The organism is Rhodoplanes elegans (assembly GCF_016653355.1).
GTDB lineage: Bacteria > Pseudomonadota > Alphaproteobacteria > Rhizobiales > Xanthobacteraceae > Rhodoplanes > Rhodoplanes elegans.
In genome coordinates this window covers 1-12193 of the sequence record NZ_NHSK01000300.1, presented here as the reverse complement: position 1 = coordinate 12193, position 12193 = coordinate 1, and the positions used below count along the sequence as shown (strand labels likewise).

Annotated in this window: 14 protein-coding genes; 12 read left to right on the top strand and 2 right to left on the bottom strand. The window is 70.9% G+C overall.

Annotated features, from left to right (window positions below; genetic code table 11):
- Positions 1–542 (top strand): GyrI-like domain-containing protein (locus CCR97_RS29800; RefSeq protein WP_201160180.1); only part of this gene is annotated, 542 nt, incomplete at its 5' end.
- A gap of 163 nt (positions 543–705) precedes the next feature.
- On the opposite strand, the gene CCR97_RS29795 is transcribed toward CCR97_RS29800, so the two are convergent.
- A complete protein-coding gene (locus CCR97_RS29795) occupies positions 706–1770 on the bottom strand; it encodes an MBL fold metallo-hydrolase (protein ID WP_111360453.1) in 1065 nt (354 codons plus the stop codon).
- A gap of 259 nt (positions 1771–2029) precedes the next feature.
- Here CCR97_RS29795 and CCR97_RS29790 point away from each other — a divergent pair, with 259 nt between their 5' ends.
- From CCR97_RS29790 to CCR97_RS29740, 11 genes are all read left to right on the top strand, one after another.
- Positions 2030–2290, top strand: a complete 261-nt coding sequence (locus CCR97_RS29790; protein WP_111360454.1) for a hypothetical protein — start codon at positions 2030–2032, stop codon at positions 2288–2290.
- A gap of 373 nt (positions 2291–2663) precedes the next feature.
- A complete protein-coding gene (gene ffh, locus CCR97_RS29785; RefSeq protein WP_201160179.1) occupies positions 2664–4322 on the top strand; it encodes a signal recognition particle protein in 1659 nt (552 codons plus the stop codon).
- Between the two features lie 200 nt (positions 4323–4522).
- Positions 4523–4861 carry a 30S ribosomal protein S16 gene (gene rpsP / locus CCR97_RS29780; RefSeq protein ID WP_111360319.1) on the top strand — a complete coding sequence of 113 codons (339 nt, stop codon included), beginning with the start codon at positions 4523–4525 and terminating at the stop codon, positions 4859–4861.
- 227 nt (positions 4862–5088) lie between these two features.
- Positions 5089–5799, top strand: coding sequence for an SIMPL domain-containing protein (locus tag CCR97_RS29775; protein WP_111360317.1), 711 nt, complete (start codon positions 5089–5091; stop codon positions 5797–5799).
- Position 5800: 1 nt separating this feature from the next.
- Positions 5801–6349 (top strand): ribosome maturation factor RimM, encoded by a 549-nt coding sequence (gene rimM / locus CCR97_RS29770; protein WP_111360315.1) that lies wholly within the window; start codon positions 5801–5803, stop codon positions 6347–6349.
- 145 nt (positions 6350–6494) lie between these two features.
- On the top strand, positions 6495–7238 hold the full coding sequence (gene trmD / locus CCR97_RS29765) for a tRNA (guanosine(37)-N1)-methyltransferase TrmD (RefSeq protein WP_201160178.1): 744 nt from the start codon (positions 6495–6497) through the stop codon (positions 7236–7238).
- Between the two features lie 97 nt (positions 7239–7335).
- The gene (gene rplS, locus CCR97_RS29760) at positions 7336–7731 is read left to right on the top strand and encodes a 50S ribosomal protein L19 (RefSeq protein ID WP_111359595.1); all 396 of its coding nucleotides are present in this window, start codon (positions 7336–7338) and stop codon (positions 7729–7731) included.
- Between the two features lie 116 nt (positions 7732–7847).
- The gene (locus tag CCR97_RS29755; protein ID WP_111359596.1) at positions 7848–8222 is read left to right on the top strand and encodes a SecDF P1 head subdomain-containing protein; all 375 of its coding nucleotides are present in this window, start codon (positions 7848–7850) and stop codon (positions 8220–8222) included.
- A gap of 582 nt (positions 8223–8804) precedes the next feature.
- The gene (leuC, locus tag CCR97_RS29750; protein WP_111359598.1) at positions 8805–10208 is read left to right on the top strand and encodes a 3-isopropylmalate dehydratase large subunit; all 1404 of its coding nucleotides are present in this window, start codon (positions 8805–8807) and stop codon (positions 10206–10208) included.
- 333 nt (positions 10209–10541) lie between these two features.
- On the top strand, positions 10542–10850 hold the full coding sequence (locus tag CCR97_RS29745; protein ID WP_111359599.1) for a hypothetical protein: 309 nt from the start codon (positions 10542–10544) through the stop codon (positions 10848–10850).
- Positions 10851–10880: 30 nt separating this feature from the next.
- Positions 10881–11309: a hypothetical protein gene (locus CCR97_RS29740; RefSeq protein ID WP_146618894.1), complete on the top strand. Its 429-nt coding sequence runs from the start codon at positions 10881–10883 to the stop codon at positions 11307–11309.
- Between the two features lie 3 nt (positions 11310–11312).
- Here CCR97_RS29740 and CCR97_RS29735 read toward each other — a convergent pair.
- The coding region (locus tag CCR97_RS29735) for an acetolactate synthase large subunit (RefSeq protein WP_201160177.1) at positions 11313–12193 on the bottom strand (881 nt) is incomplete at its 5' end.

The following is a 12193-nucleotide window of genomic DNA, read 5'->3' as shown; positions in this document are numbered from 1 at the left end:
CCCCCGCGCCGTCAGGCCAGGCGCCCGCGGCACCGGCCCAGGCGGCGCCCGCCGCCCCGCCTGCCGCCGCCCAGGCCGGCGACGTGTTCGGCGAGGACGTCACGATGCAGGCCAAGACGATCGTCCAGGTCGCCGGCAAGGCGAGCTGGGACCGCGCCTTCGAGGCGATCCAGGACGCGCTCAAGACCGTCTCGGCCTATCTGCAGAAGCAGAACCTGACGCCGTCCGGCCCGGCCACCACCATCTACACGTCGACCGACGACAACGGCTTCACGTTCCGGGCCGGCTATCCGGTGGCGCAGGCGCCGAGCCCGGCGCCGACCGGCGACCTCGCGGTCGGCCAGACCCCGGCCGGCAAGGCGCTCAAATACGTCCACCGTGGCTCCTACGACTCGATGGACGCCACCTACGAGGCGATCACCAACCAGCTCGACGACAAGAACCTCGACGCCCAGGACCAGTTCGTCGAGGTCTACGTCACCGACCCGCTGACGACTCCCGAGGACAAGCTGGTGATCGAGGTATTTGTCCCGCTGCGGTGACCTTCGTCCTCGTCCTGAGGAGCCCGCGAAGCGGGCGTCTCGAAGGACGTGGCCCGCCGATGCCGCGCGGCTCCAGGGACTGCATGGTTGCCGCATGGTTCGAGACGCGGACCTGCGGTCCGCTCCTCGCCATGAGGGGGGAGGCAACCAGGGTGCGTCGCCCCTAAAGCTCCCACGCCTCTCCCGGCTGCAAGACCTTGAACCGCTCGTCCGGAATCTCCGCCGCCGCGCAGGCGGCGCGAAGATCCTTCACGGGGGCGTCGATCGCCTCGTCGGTCAGCTTGAAGGTGCCGTGGTGGTGGGCGAGCGCCAGCTCGGCGCCGCAGTCGGCGAGCGCCTGCACGGCCTCCTCCGGGTTCATGTGCTGGTCGCGCATGAACCAGCGCGGCTCGTAGGCGCCGATCGGCAGGATGGCGAGCCGGAACGGGCCGTAGCGGTCGCGCGCCTCGCGGAACCGGAAGCCGTCGCCGTAGCCGGAATCGCTGACGTGGTAGAGGCGGCCGGCCGGCGTGTCGATGACGAAGCCGGCCCACAGGGTCTTGTTGCGGTCGAGGAGGCCGCGCGCCGACCAGTGCCGCAGCGGCACCAGAGTCACGGCCACCTCGGGCGACAGCGCGACCCGGTCGTGCCAGTCGTAGGCCTCGGCGACGATCGCCGGGTCGTGGTCGGCCATCACGGCGTCGTTGCCGAGCGGGGTGACGATGCGGGGCCGGTGGTCGGCGGCGAGCCGCGACAGGGTGTCGGCGTCGAGATGGTCGTAATGGCCGTGCGAGACCAGCACGGTATCGATCTTCGGCAGGTTCTCGAACGGGATGCCGGGGTCGTTGACGCGCTTCGGCCCGGCGAAGTCGAACGGCGAGGCGCGCTCCGACCACACCGGGTCGATCAGGATGTTGTGCCCGCCGGTCTGCAGCAGGAAGCTCGCATGGCCGACATAGGCGATGCGCAGCCGCGTCCCGGTCACCCGGGCGGGCGGCGTGTCGACATGCGGGCTCGGCGCCCAGTCGGGCCACTCCGCCTTGTCGCGGCGCGAGCCCCACCAGCGGACGATGTCGGTGACGCTCTTCGGCGCCGCCCCGTGCGGGTCGCGGAACACCGTCCCGTCGAAATGATCGGAGACCGGGCCTTCGTAGAACCGGGCGGCGCGGGCGCGCGCCCCGAACAGGACGGCGGCGGCGGCCGCCAGGCCGGTCGATCCGAACAGCAGACCTCGACGGGTGGACGGCACGTTCCTATCTCTCTCTTACGGGGCCACCGCGATACTGCTCGCCGGCCCCTCGGGACCGGACGGCGGAGCGGCTGACGGTACTTAGGCGGTCCACCGGTCGGGACAAGACGCGGCAGCCTGCCGCGTCGCTGTGGTGCATGCATGATCTTGTCCGAAAAGCGGTTCCCACTTTTCGGGATCATGCCTTTGGTCCGCGCATGATCGTGTCCGAAAACCGGCTTCCACGTTTCGGGACCATGCGCGCAGCCGGGAGGTAGCAATGTCCGAATTGACGCGCGACCAGGTCGTGTCGGCGGTACATCCGGTCGACGATGCGATCATCGCCGAGATCATCGCCACCGGGGCGAGCGAGGCCGACCTCGCCGCGGCCTGCGCCTTCGTGGCGCGCGAGTTCCGCTCGCACGAGGGGCGCGACGTGCCGCTCGGCACCATCGGCCAGGTGATCTCGATCCTGGAGCGGGTCGGCGCCCGGCCGCTGCGCGGCTCGCCGCTCGGCGAGGCCGGGTCGACGATGGAGTAGGGGCACGGAATCCGTGTCCCGGACGCGCGTAGCGCGAGCCGGGACCCAGGGTGACGCGGCAAAGCTCCCGCCGAGAGGCCCCTGGGTCCCGGCTCTGCGGCGCGCCGCGCCTGCGGCCCGGCGCGCCTTGTCCGGGACACGGGCCGTGCTCGAGGGCGGAAAGTGGAACGCCGTTGGACTTCTGCGGTCCATTTGACTTCGCTTCGCCCCGCGGAGTAGTGTCCCGCGCTCTCGACATCTGCCGAGAACGACATCAACCGACCGGTCCCGCGAGGCCGGAGGCCAACGCCCGACAGCGCGATGCGCCCTCGGGCGTCACACGTGTTTGGGTCTTGCCTCTCCGCGGGAGAGGTCCAACGGGACGGACGGACGCATGTTCGACGGTCTTTCCGACAAGCTCTCCGGCATCCTCGACCGGCTGACCCGGCGTGGCGCGCTGACCGCGTCCGACGTCGACGCCGCTGCGCGAGAAGTCCGCCGCGCCCTGCTCGAGGCGGACGTCGCCCTCGACGTGGTGCGCGGCTTCATCGAGAAGCTGAAGGAGCGCGCCGTCGGGGTCGAGGTGATCAAGTCGGTGACGCCCGGCCAGATGGTCGTGAAGATCGTCCACGACCAGCTCATCGAGACGCTCGGGGCGACGGCCGATCCGATCGACCTGAACGCGCCCGCGCCGGTGCCGATCATGATGGTCGGCCTGCAGGGCTCGGGAAAGACGACCACCTCGGCCAAGATCGCCCGGCGCCTGACCGACACGATGAAGCGCAAGGTCCTGATGGCCTCGCTCGACACCCGTCGGCCGGCCGCCCAGGAGCAGCTCGCGGTGCTGGGCACCCAGGTCGGCGTCGACACGCTGCCGATCGTCGCCGGCCAGACGCCGGTGCAGATCGCCCGCCGGGCGCTCGATGCGGGCCGGCTCGGCGGCTACGACGTGGTCATTCTCGACACCGCCGGCCGCACCACCCTCGACGAAGCCATGATGATCGAGGTCGCCGAGGTGAAGCAGGCGGCGACCCCGCACGAGGTGCTGCTGGTCGCCGACGCCCTCACCGGCCAGGACGCCGTCAATCTCGCCCGCGCGTTCGACGAGCGGGTCGGCCTCACCGGCATCGTGCTGACCCGGGTGGACGGCGACGGCCGCGGCGGCGCCGCGCTGTCGATGCGGGCCGTCACCGGCAAGCCGATCAAGCTGATCGGCGTCGGCGAGAAGCTCGACGCGCTGGAAGACTTCCATCCGAGCCGGATCGCCGACCGCATCCTCGGCATGGGCGACATCGTCTCGCTGGTCGAGAAGGCCGCCGCGACCATCGACGCCGAGAAGGCGCGGCGCACCGCCGAGCGGATGCGCAAGGGTCAGTTCGATCTCAACGACCTGCGCGAGCAGCTCGAGCAGATGCTCAAGATGGGCGGCCTCGGCGGCATGATGAGCATGCTGCCCGGCATCGCCCGCATGAAGAACCAGATCGCCGCCGCCAACATCGACGACAAGATCGTCAAGCATCAGATCGCCATCATCCAGTCGATGACGCCGAAGGAGCGCCGCACCCCGGATCTCCTGAAAGCGAGCCGCAAGAAGCGCATCGCGGCCGGCTCCGGCACCAAGGTCGAGGAGATCAACCGCCTCCTCAAGATGCACCGGCAGATGGCCGACATGATGAAGCAGATGGGCTCGGGCAAGCGCGGGCCGCTGGCCGGCCTCGCCAATGCGCTCGGCTTCGGCGGTGGCATGCCGAGCCCGGCCGACCTGGAAAAGCTCGCCGATCGGATGCCCGGCGTGCTCGGCAACATGCCGGGCGGGGCGCCGCCCGGTGGCCTGCCGGGCTTCCCGGGCGCGCCTCCGGGGCTGCCGGGCGTGCCGCCCGGCATTCCGGAGGTGGCGCCCGCGAAGGGCGACGCCAAGCCGGAGGCCGGCAAGGACGCGCCGGCCGCGAAGCCGCCGCTGCCGGGTCTCCCCGGCGGCCTGCCGCGCTTCACCGGCCTGCCGGGGCTCGGCGGCAAGATTCAGAATTTCCCGGGCTTCGGGAAGAAAAAGTGAGGCTTGCCCGAACTCTCCGACCGTCATGCCCGGCCTTGTGCCGGGCATCCACGCTGCGGCGCAGGCCGCGAGGAAAGAACGTGGATGGCCGGGACGAGCCCGGCCATGACGGGCTGTGAGCACGGCAAGGCGTGAGTTTCACCCCTGGCGCATCGGACCGACCGGGCGCTGAGAACAGACGAGAAGAGAGGACTACGAGAATGTCTCTGCGAATCCGGATGGCCCGTGCCGGCACCAAGAAGCGCCCGTTCTATCACATCGTCGTCGCCGACTCGCGCAGCCCGCGCGACGGCCGCTTCATCGAGCGCATCGGCTACTTCAACCCGCTGCTGCCGAAGGACCAGGCCGACCGTCTGAAGTTCGACCTCGACAAGGCGAAGGACTGGCTCGCCAAGGGCGCGACCCCGTCGGACCGCATCCTGCGCTTCCTCGACGAGGCCGGCATCCAGAAGCGCGAGCCGCGCAACAATCCCGAGAAGGCGATCCCGCGCAAGGAGCGCAAGGCGATGGCCGAAGCCAAGGCCAAGGCCGGCAAGTAAGCGGCGCGCCGCATCCGGCGCGTCAGAGCACGGCCGGTCGATCAGGGCATAGTCATTCCGGGGCGCGGCGAAGCCGCGAACCCGGAATCCAGCGGGAAGCTCCAGGTCTGGGCTGGATTCCGGGTTCGGCGCAGTGCGCCGCCCCGGAATGACCTCGAACTGATCAGCCGGATCCCGTATCAGTCCGCGTCGCAGAGGCCCGCCGAGGGCCGACCGGGGGAACTCAGATGCGCAAAGGTTCGCATCGCAGCGTGGTGGCGGGGCTCGTCTGCGCCGCCGCGTTCGCCGTGGCCGCCGTCTCGCCAGCCGTCGCCCAGGAGCGGCGCGGCGGTTCCGAGCCGGCCGTCACGGTGCAGGGCCAGGGCCAGCACACGGCGAAGCCGAGCTTCGCCGCTCTCACGGTCGAGGTCGCGACCCCCGGCGACACGCTCGACAAGGCGACGGCCGCGCACGAGGCCCGCGCCGCCAAGGCCGCCGAGACCCTGCAGAAGCTCGCGTCCGACGGCGTGACGGTGAAGCGGTCCGACTTCCGCCTCGCCCGCGACGTCGTGCGGCCGAAGCAGGAGCAGCCGGGTTACCGCGCCGTCACGGCGTTCGAGCTCGAGCTCAAGCCGGTCGATCGTGTCAACGCGCTGGTGAGCCGGATCGCGTCGTCCGGCCTGTTCGAGGTCGGGCCGATCGGCTACCGGGCCGAGGACACGAGATCCGCGCTCGACGAGGCGCGCCGCAAGGCGATCGCCGATGCGCAGGCCAAGGCCGAGGTGTTCGCCGCCGCGGCCGGCATGCGGCTCGTCGGGGTCGTCGCCATCGTGGAGGGCGGCGAGCCGGGCGCGCTCCGAACCGAGATGGCGTCGGCGCGGTCGATGCAGATCACGCCGCCGGCGACGCTGACCTTCGACGCCTCCGCCACGGTGACGTGGCGGATCGGCCCGCGCTGAGATGCCGGCTCGCCCGGCGCCCGGAGATCGCGTCTGCGTCGCCCGCATCGGGGCGCCGCACGGCGTGCGCGGCGAGGTGCGGCTGTGGTCGTTCACGGGCGACCCGTCGGCGGTCGCGGCCTACGGGCCGCTGACGGCGGCCGACGGGCGGGTGTTCGAGATCGCGTCGCTGCGGCCCGCCAAGGACTGCTTCGTGGCGCGGCTGAAGGGCGTCGCCGACCGCGATGCCGCCGAGGCGCTGCGCAACCTCGACCTCTACGTGCCGCGTGAGAAGCTCGCGCCGGCCGGCGAGGACGAGTTCTATCACGCCGACCTGATCGGGCTCGTGGCCGTCGACACGACCGGCGCCGAGATGGGCACCGTGATCGCGGTGCAGAATTTCGGCGCCGGCGACATTCTGGAAATCGCGCCGAAGCGTGGCGAGACGCTGCTGGTGCCGTTCTCCAAGGCCGTCGTTCCGGTCGTCGACATCCCAGGCGGCCGCGTCGTCGTCGATCCGCCGCCCGGGCTGTTCGACGACGAGGAGGACGTCCCTCCGCCCTCACCCTGAGGAGCGGCCGCAGGCCGCGTCTCGAAGGGCGAGGGCGGTCACTGCGCCTCGTGGCCTCATGGTTCGAGACGCGATCCTCACGGATCGCTCCTCACCATGAGGAAAGAAAGCCTCAGCAAGACGCTGAAAGGAAGCCGAGCCCGTCATGTGGCGCGCCGACGTGATCACGATCTTTCCGGAGATGTTCCCGGGGCCGCTCGGCGCGAGCCTCGCCGGCAAGGCGCGCGCGAACGGCCTCTGGGATCTCGCCGCGACCGATCTGCGCGACTTCGCCACCGACCGCCATCGTAGCGTCGACGACACGCCGGCCGGCGGCGGTCCCGGCATGGTCCTGCGCGCCGACGTTCTGGCGCGAGCGATCGACGCGATCGCGCCGGAACACGATCCGCGCCCGCGCCTCCTCACCAGCCCGCGGGGCGCGCCGTTGACCCAGGCGCGGGTGCAAAAGCTCGCGGCCGGGCCCGGCGTCGTGATCGTCTGCGGCCGCTTCGAGGGCGTCGACGAGCGCGTCATCGCCGGGCGCAGCCTGGAGGAGGTGTCGATCGGCGACTACGTCCTCTCGGGCGGCGAGCTCGCCGCCCTGGTGCTGATCGACGCCTGCGTGCGGCTCCTGCCCGGCGTGATGGGCAAGGAGGCGTCCGGTGCGGAGGAGAGCTTCTCCGACGGCCTCCTCGAATACCCCCACTACACGCGGCCCCAACTCTTCGAAGGCCGCGACATTCCGCCCGTCCTCGTGTCGGGCGACCACGGCCGCGTCGCGGCGTGGCGCCGCGCCGAGGCCGAGCGGATCACCCGCGAGCGACGACCGGATCTGTGGGCCAAATACCTCGCCCGAATGGCTGATGCCCAAGCCCCCGCCGTCCCGCCAAAAAAAGCGACCGATGGATGACAAAGCCGACGACATGGCGTATAGGCACCGCCAAACCGAAGCATACCGACCGACAGAACCGGCGCGCTTGCGCCAGACGCAGCGCTGGAGACCTCCCATGAACATCATTCAAGAGCTCGAGAAAGAGCAGATCGCCAAGCTGTCCGCCGGCAAGGACATTCCGGATTTCGGCCCGGGCGACACCCTGACCGTCAACGTCAAGGTGGTCGAAGGCGACCGCTCGCGCGTCCAGGCCTACGAGGGCGTCTGCATCGGCCGCTCCGGCGCCGGCCTGCACGAGAGCTTCACGGTCCGCAAGATCTCCTACGGCGAGGGCGTCGAGCGCGTCTTCCCGCTGTACTCGCCGCTGATCGACTCGATCAAGGTGGTGCGGCGCGGCAAGGTGCGGCGCGCGAAGCTGTATTACCTGCGCTCGCGGCGCGGCAAGTCGGCCCGCATCACCGAGCGGCAGGACCGTCCGGGCGAGCGCGAGGCGGCGACGGCCGCCGAGTAAGCGGATCGCAGACGCCGCGCCGTACGCACCGCATGGCATCGCCGAGGACACGCAGGGCCGGCTCGTCCGGCCCTTTGCGTCGGAGCCGCACCCTGGCGGATCCCTTCGGCGGTGGCATGCGACGCCTCTTCGGTGGCGTGGCGGTCGCGCTCGCGGCCGCGAGCCCGCTGACCGCGCCGGCCGCGGCCGAGCCGGTGTGGCTCGAGGTGTCGCAGGCGATCTCCGGCACCGATCAGCGCAGCGGCCAGGCGGTCGTCAACTTCATCCTCACCACGGCGGGCCGCGAGGTTTTCGCACGGTTCACCGCGGCGCATGTCGGACGCCGGATCGACATCCGGGTCGACGGCAAGACCTGGCTGCGCCCGGTGATCCAGGAGCCGGTCAACGGTGGGATCGGCCAGATTCCGGTGCCGACCGTCGAGGCCGGCCGGGTCCTCGCCCGCCGTCTCGCCACCGAAGGCGCCCGCCTCGAGGTCGAAGCGGTGGAGTGAGGTCGGAGCACGGTCTCTGAACCTCTCCCCGCGCGCGGGGAGAGGTCGGATTGCGCGCCGCCGGCGCGGAATCCGGGTGAGGGGATGCCGCCGCGAGTCCGAGCGCCCACTGAAACGCCCCCTCGTCCGTCTCGCCGCTGCGCGGCGAGCCACCTTCTCCCCGCGCGCGGGGAGAAGGACCGCGTCCGCGCCGGCTGACGAGCGCACGACCATGCTCCATTCCGTCCTTGCGCTCCCGCCCTTGCGCCTCCGAGCTGCGACCCCGACATTCGTTGTGGCGCCAGTTTGGATTTGCTACAGACCACGCATGTTTTCGCCCCGCGCTGATCACCGAGCGGACGGACCTGCCTCGCGGCCGGCGCGGTCTGCGCGTGCCCTGATCGCGCGTGCCCCTGTCGCTCGCGTGGTTCTCGACGATCACGCCCGGCTGCCCTGGCGCTTCTTCGGCCGGCTGACCGCGGCCGTGCTGGCCGGCCTTACGGGACCGGCGGCGCGCTGCGCCTGAGCGCACGCCCGCCGCGCGACACCGCCGTCCACCGCCTTTCATTCTCTGCCTCACATAAAAACCGCGAGACGCCTGCGATGAAGCCGCGCACCCTCTACGACAAGATCTGGGACGACCACGTCGTCGACGAGCAGCCCGACGGCACCTGCCTGATCTACATCGACCGCCATCTCGTGCACGAGGTGACGAGCCCGCAGGCCTTCGAGGGGCTGCGCCTGACCGGCCGCAAGGTGCGGGCGCCGGAGAAGACGCTGTGCGTCGTCGACCACAACGTCCCGACCACCGATCGCTCGAAGCCCAACGAGGATCCGGAGAGCGCCGCCCAGATCGCCGCGCTCGCCGACAATGCCGCGCATTTCGGCCTCGAATACTACAACGAGTTCGACAAGCGGCAGGGCATCGTCCACGTCATCGGCCCGGAGCAGGGCTTTACCCTTCCCGGCACCACGATCGTCTGCGGTGACAGCCACACGGCGACGCACGGCGCCTTCGGGGCGCTCGCCTACGGCATCGGGACGTCGGAGGTCGAGCACGTCCTCGCCACCCAGACGCTGATCCAGAAGAAGTCGAAGAACATGCTGGTGCGGGTGGACAACCGCCTGCCGCCCGGCGTCACCGCCAAGGACATCATCCTCGCCGTGATCGGCGAGATCGGCACGGCCGGCGGCACCGGCTACACGATCGAGTATGCGGGCGAGGCGATCCGCGACATCTCGGTCGAGGGCCGCATGACCATCTGCAACATGTCGATCGAGGGCGGTGCCCGCGCCGGCATGGTCGCCCCCGACGAGAAAACCTACGCCTGGCTGAAGGACCGCCCGAAGGCCCCGAAGGGCGCCGCCTGGGATCAGGCGCTGCGCTACTGGGAGACGCTGCGCTCCGACGACGGCGCGCATTTCGACGCGGTCGTGACGCTCGACGCCGCCAACCTGCCGCCGCTCGTCACCTGGGGCACCAGTCCCGAGCAGGTGGTGGCGATCACCGGTCGCGTGCCGGTGCCGGCCGACATCGCCGACGAGCGCAAGCGTGCCGCGGCGGAAGCCGCGCTGCGCTACATGGGTCTCTCCGGCGGCGAGAAGCTCACCGACATCGCCATCGACCGGGTGTTCATCGGCTCCTGCACCAACTCGCGCATCGAGGACCTGCGGGCCGCCGCCGCGCTGGTGCAGGGCAAGACCGTCAACGCCGCCGTCAAGGCGATGGTCGTGCCCGGGTCGGGCCTCGTGAAGGAGCAGGCCGAGGCCGAAGGCCTCGACAAGATCTTCACGGCCGCCGGCTTCGAATGGCGCGAGCCGGGCTGCTCGATGTGCCTCGCCATGAACCCCGACAAGCTGTCGCCGGGCGAGCGCTGCGCCTCGACCTCGAACCGCAACTTCGAGGGCCGCCAGGGCTACAAGGGCCGCACCCATCTGGTGTCGCCGATCATGGCGGCCGCCGCCGCGCTGGCCGGCCGCTTCGTCGACGTGCGCGAGGTGCGCTGAGCCGGGACGGCCGCACCGGCTGCACCGCGGAACGAGAGAGGACGGGGCGCCCCTGCGGCGCCCCGTTTTCGTTTGGAGCGACCGGTCGGCGCAATCGAATCACCCGACCGAGCGACAGCGCCGCGGTCGCGAGAATCCATGCTGCGTCGCGCCACCTTGACGAGGGTGGTGTCGTTCTGTGCACGCATAGGAGGTGTGGTATCACCGTGCGCTAGCCCGAAATGCGCACGGTACTATGCTCCATCACGAAAATGTGCGCAGCCCGACTTATGAGAGGGCTAGCCCTGTGCCGGCGCAGGGGCGAAACATCAGCATCGTCAAGGGAGACTGCGCATGGGTCACCAGGAGGACGAGCTGCTCGCTCTCGCTGCCACGCTCCGGCACGCCCTGGCCGAATTGGCCGAACTGCCGCCGAACGCCATGGGCTCGGACAGCCTGGTTCGGATCGAGCGCCTGACCCTGCGCTGGATCGAGTCGGTCGAGAGCCTCCTGCGAACCCGCGGCACCGGCCGCCAGGCCGAGGCCCTGCGGGCCGCCCTGGTCGAGCTGCGATCGGCCTCCGCGCGCATCCGGTCCACGGACGTCGCGGCTGCGATGCCGGATTCGCCCGCCCGTTTCGGATCGCGATCCTTCGAGCTCTGAGGGCGCGTCCTCGCGACGTGGCGCCCGAACTTGTTCTCCGTTTCGGATGGCGCTGAACTGCGCCGACGCCGTGTTGTTGCGGTGCAGCGGGGCTCGGTGGTTGCACGGACTGGCGCGGCGCGCGGTGCCGTGGATGAATACGGGTACCAGCAAACCGGGAGGTCTTGCATGGAAGGTCGGTATTTCGAGCAGAAGCGTATTGCCGAAATGCTGCGGGGTGCCCTAGCCGAGATGGCCGTCCTGTGCGCCGAGCAGTCGCCGTCGACCGAAGCGATCGAGCATGTCGAGCGCTGGACCCTGCGCTGGATCGATCTGGTCGAGGCGATGATCTGGAACACCCCGACCGAGACGGACGTGGAGGAGCTCCACGCCGCGCTCGAGAAGCTCCGCGCCATGGCGCCGGAGATGCGGGCCCGTGCCGATGTTTCTCGCGTGCCCGCGGAGCTCGCGGGCGTCTGATTTTCACACCACGGCTTCGATGAGGCGCGGGCCGCGCGCCGCCATGGCGGACGCGACCGCGTCCTCGAACGCGTCCGTTGTCTCGGCCCGCACCGCCTCGACGCCCATGCCCTGCGCGAGCCGCACCCAGTCGAGGTGCGGGTCGCCGAGGTCGAACATGGCCGCCGCCCTGGAGCCCGTGGTCGAAGCGCCGACGATGCGCAGCTCGTCCATCAGCACCTTGTAGGCGCGGTTGGCGTAGATGATCGTCACCACGTCGAGCTTCTCGCGCGCCATCGTCCACAGCGACTGCAGCGTGTACATGGCGCTGCCGTCGGCCTGCAGCACGACGACCTTGCGGTCCGGGCAGGCGACCGCGGCGCCGGTCGCGACCGGCAGGCCGTCGCCGATCGCGCCGCCGGCGAGGCTGAGGAAGTCGTGCGGCGCCGCCGTGTCGAGCACTCCGTAGTGCTGGAAGCCGCCCGTGATGCTCTCGTCGCTGACGATGGCGTTCTCGGGCAGGTGGCGGGCGACGATCCGCATCAGCGTGCCGGGATCGAGGGCGCCGGCCTGCGGCCGCTCCGGAAGAGACGTCGTGTTGAGTGGCGCCGGGCCGGTCGCGCCCAGCGCCTCGGCGACGGCGACCAGGGCCGCGGCGCCGTCCTCGTGCGGATGCGCCAGCACCAGCGGCGCGCAGCCGGGCGGCGTCAGCTCGCTCGGCTGGTCCGGATAGCCGAAGAACGCCACCGGCGCCTGGGTGCCGACCAGGATCAGGGTCTGCGTGCCGGACAGGAACGCGATCGCCGGCTCGGGCCGGTAGGGCAGGCGCTCGACCCGCACCCGGCCGGCGCCGCGTTCGAGCCTGGGCGCGAACGTGTCGCAGACGAGCCGCGCCCCCGGTCGCC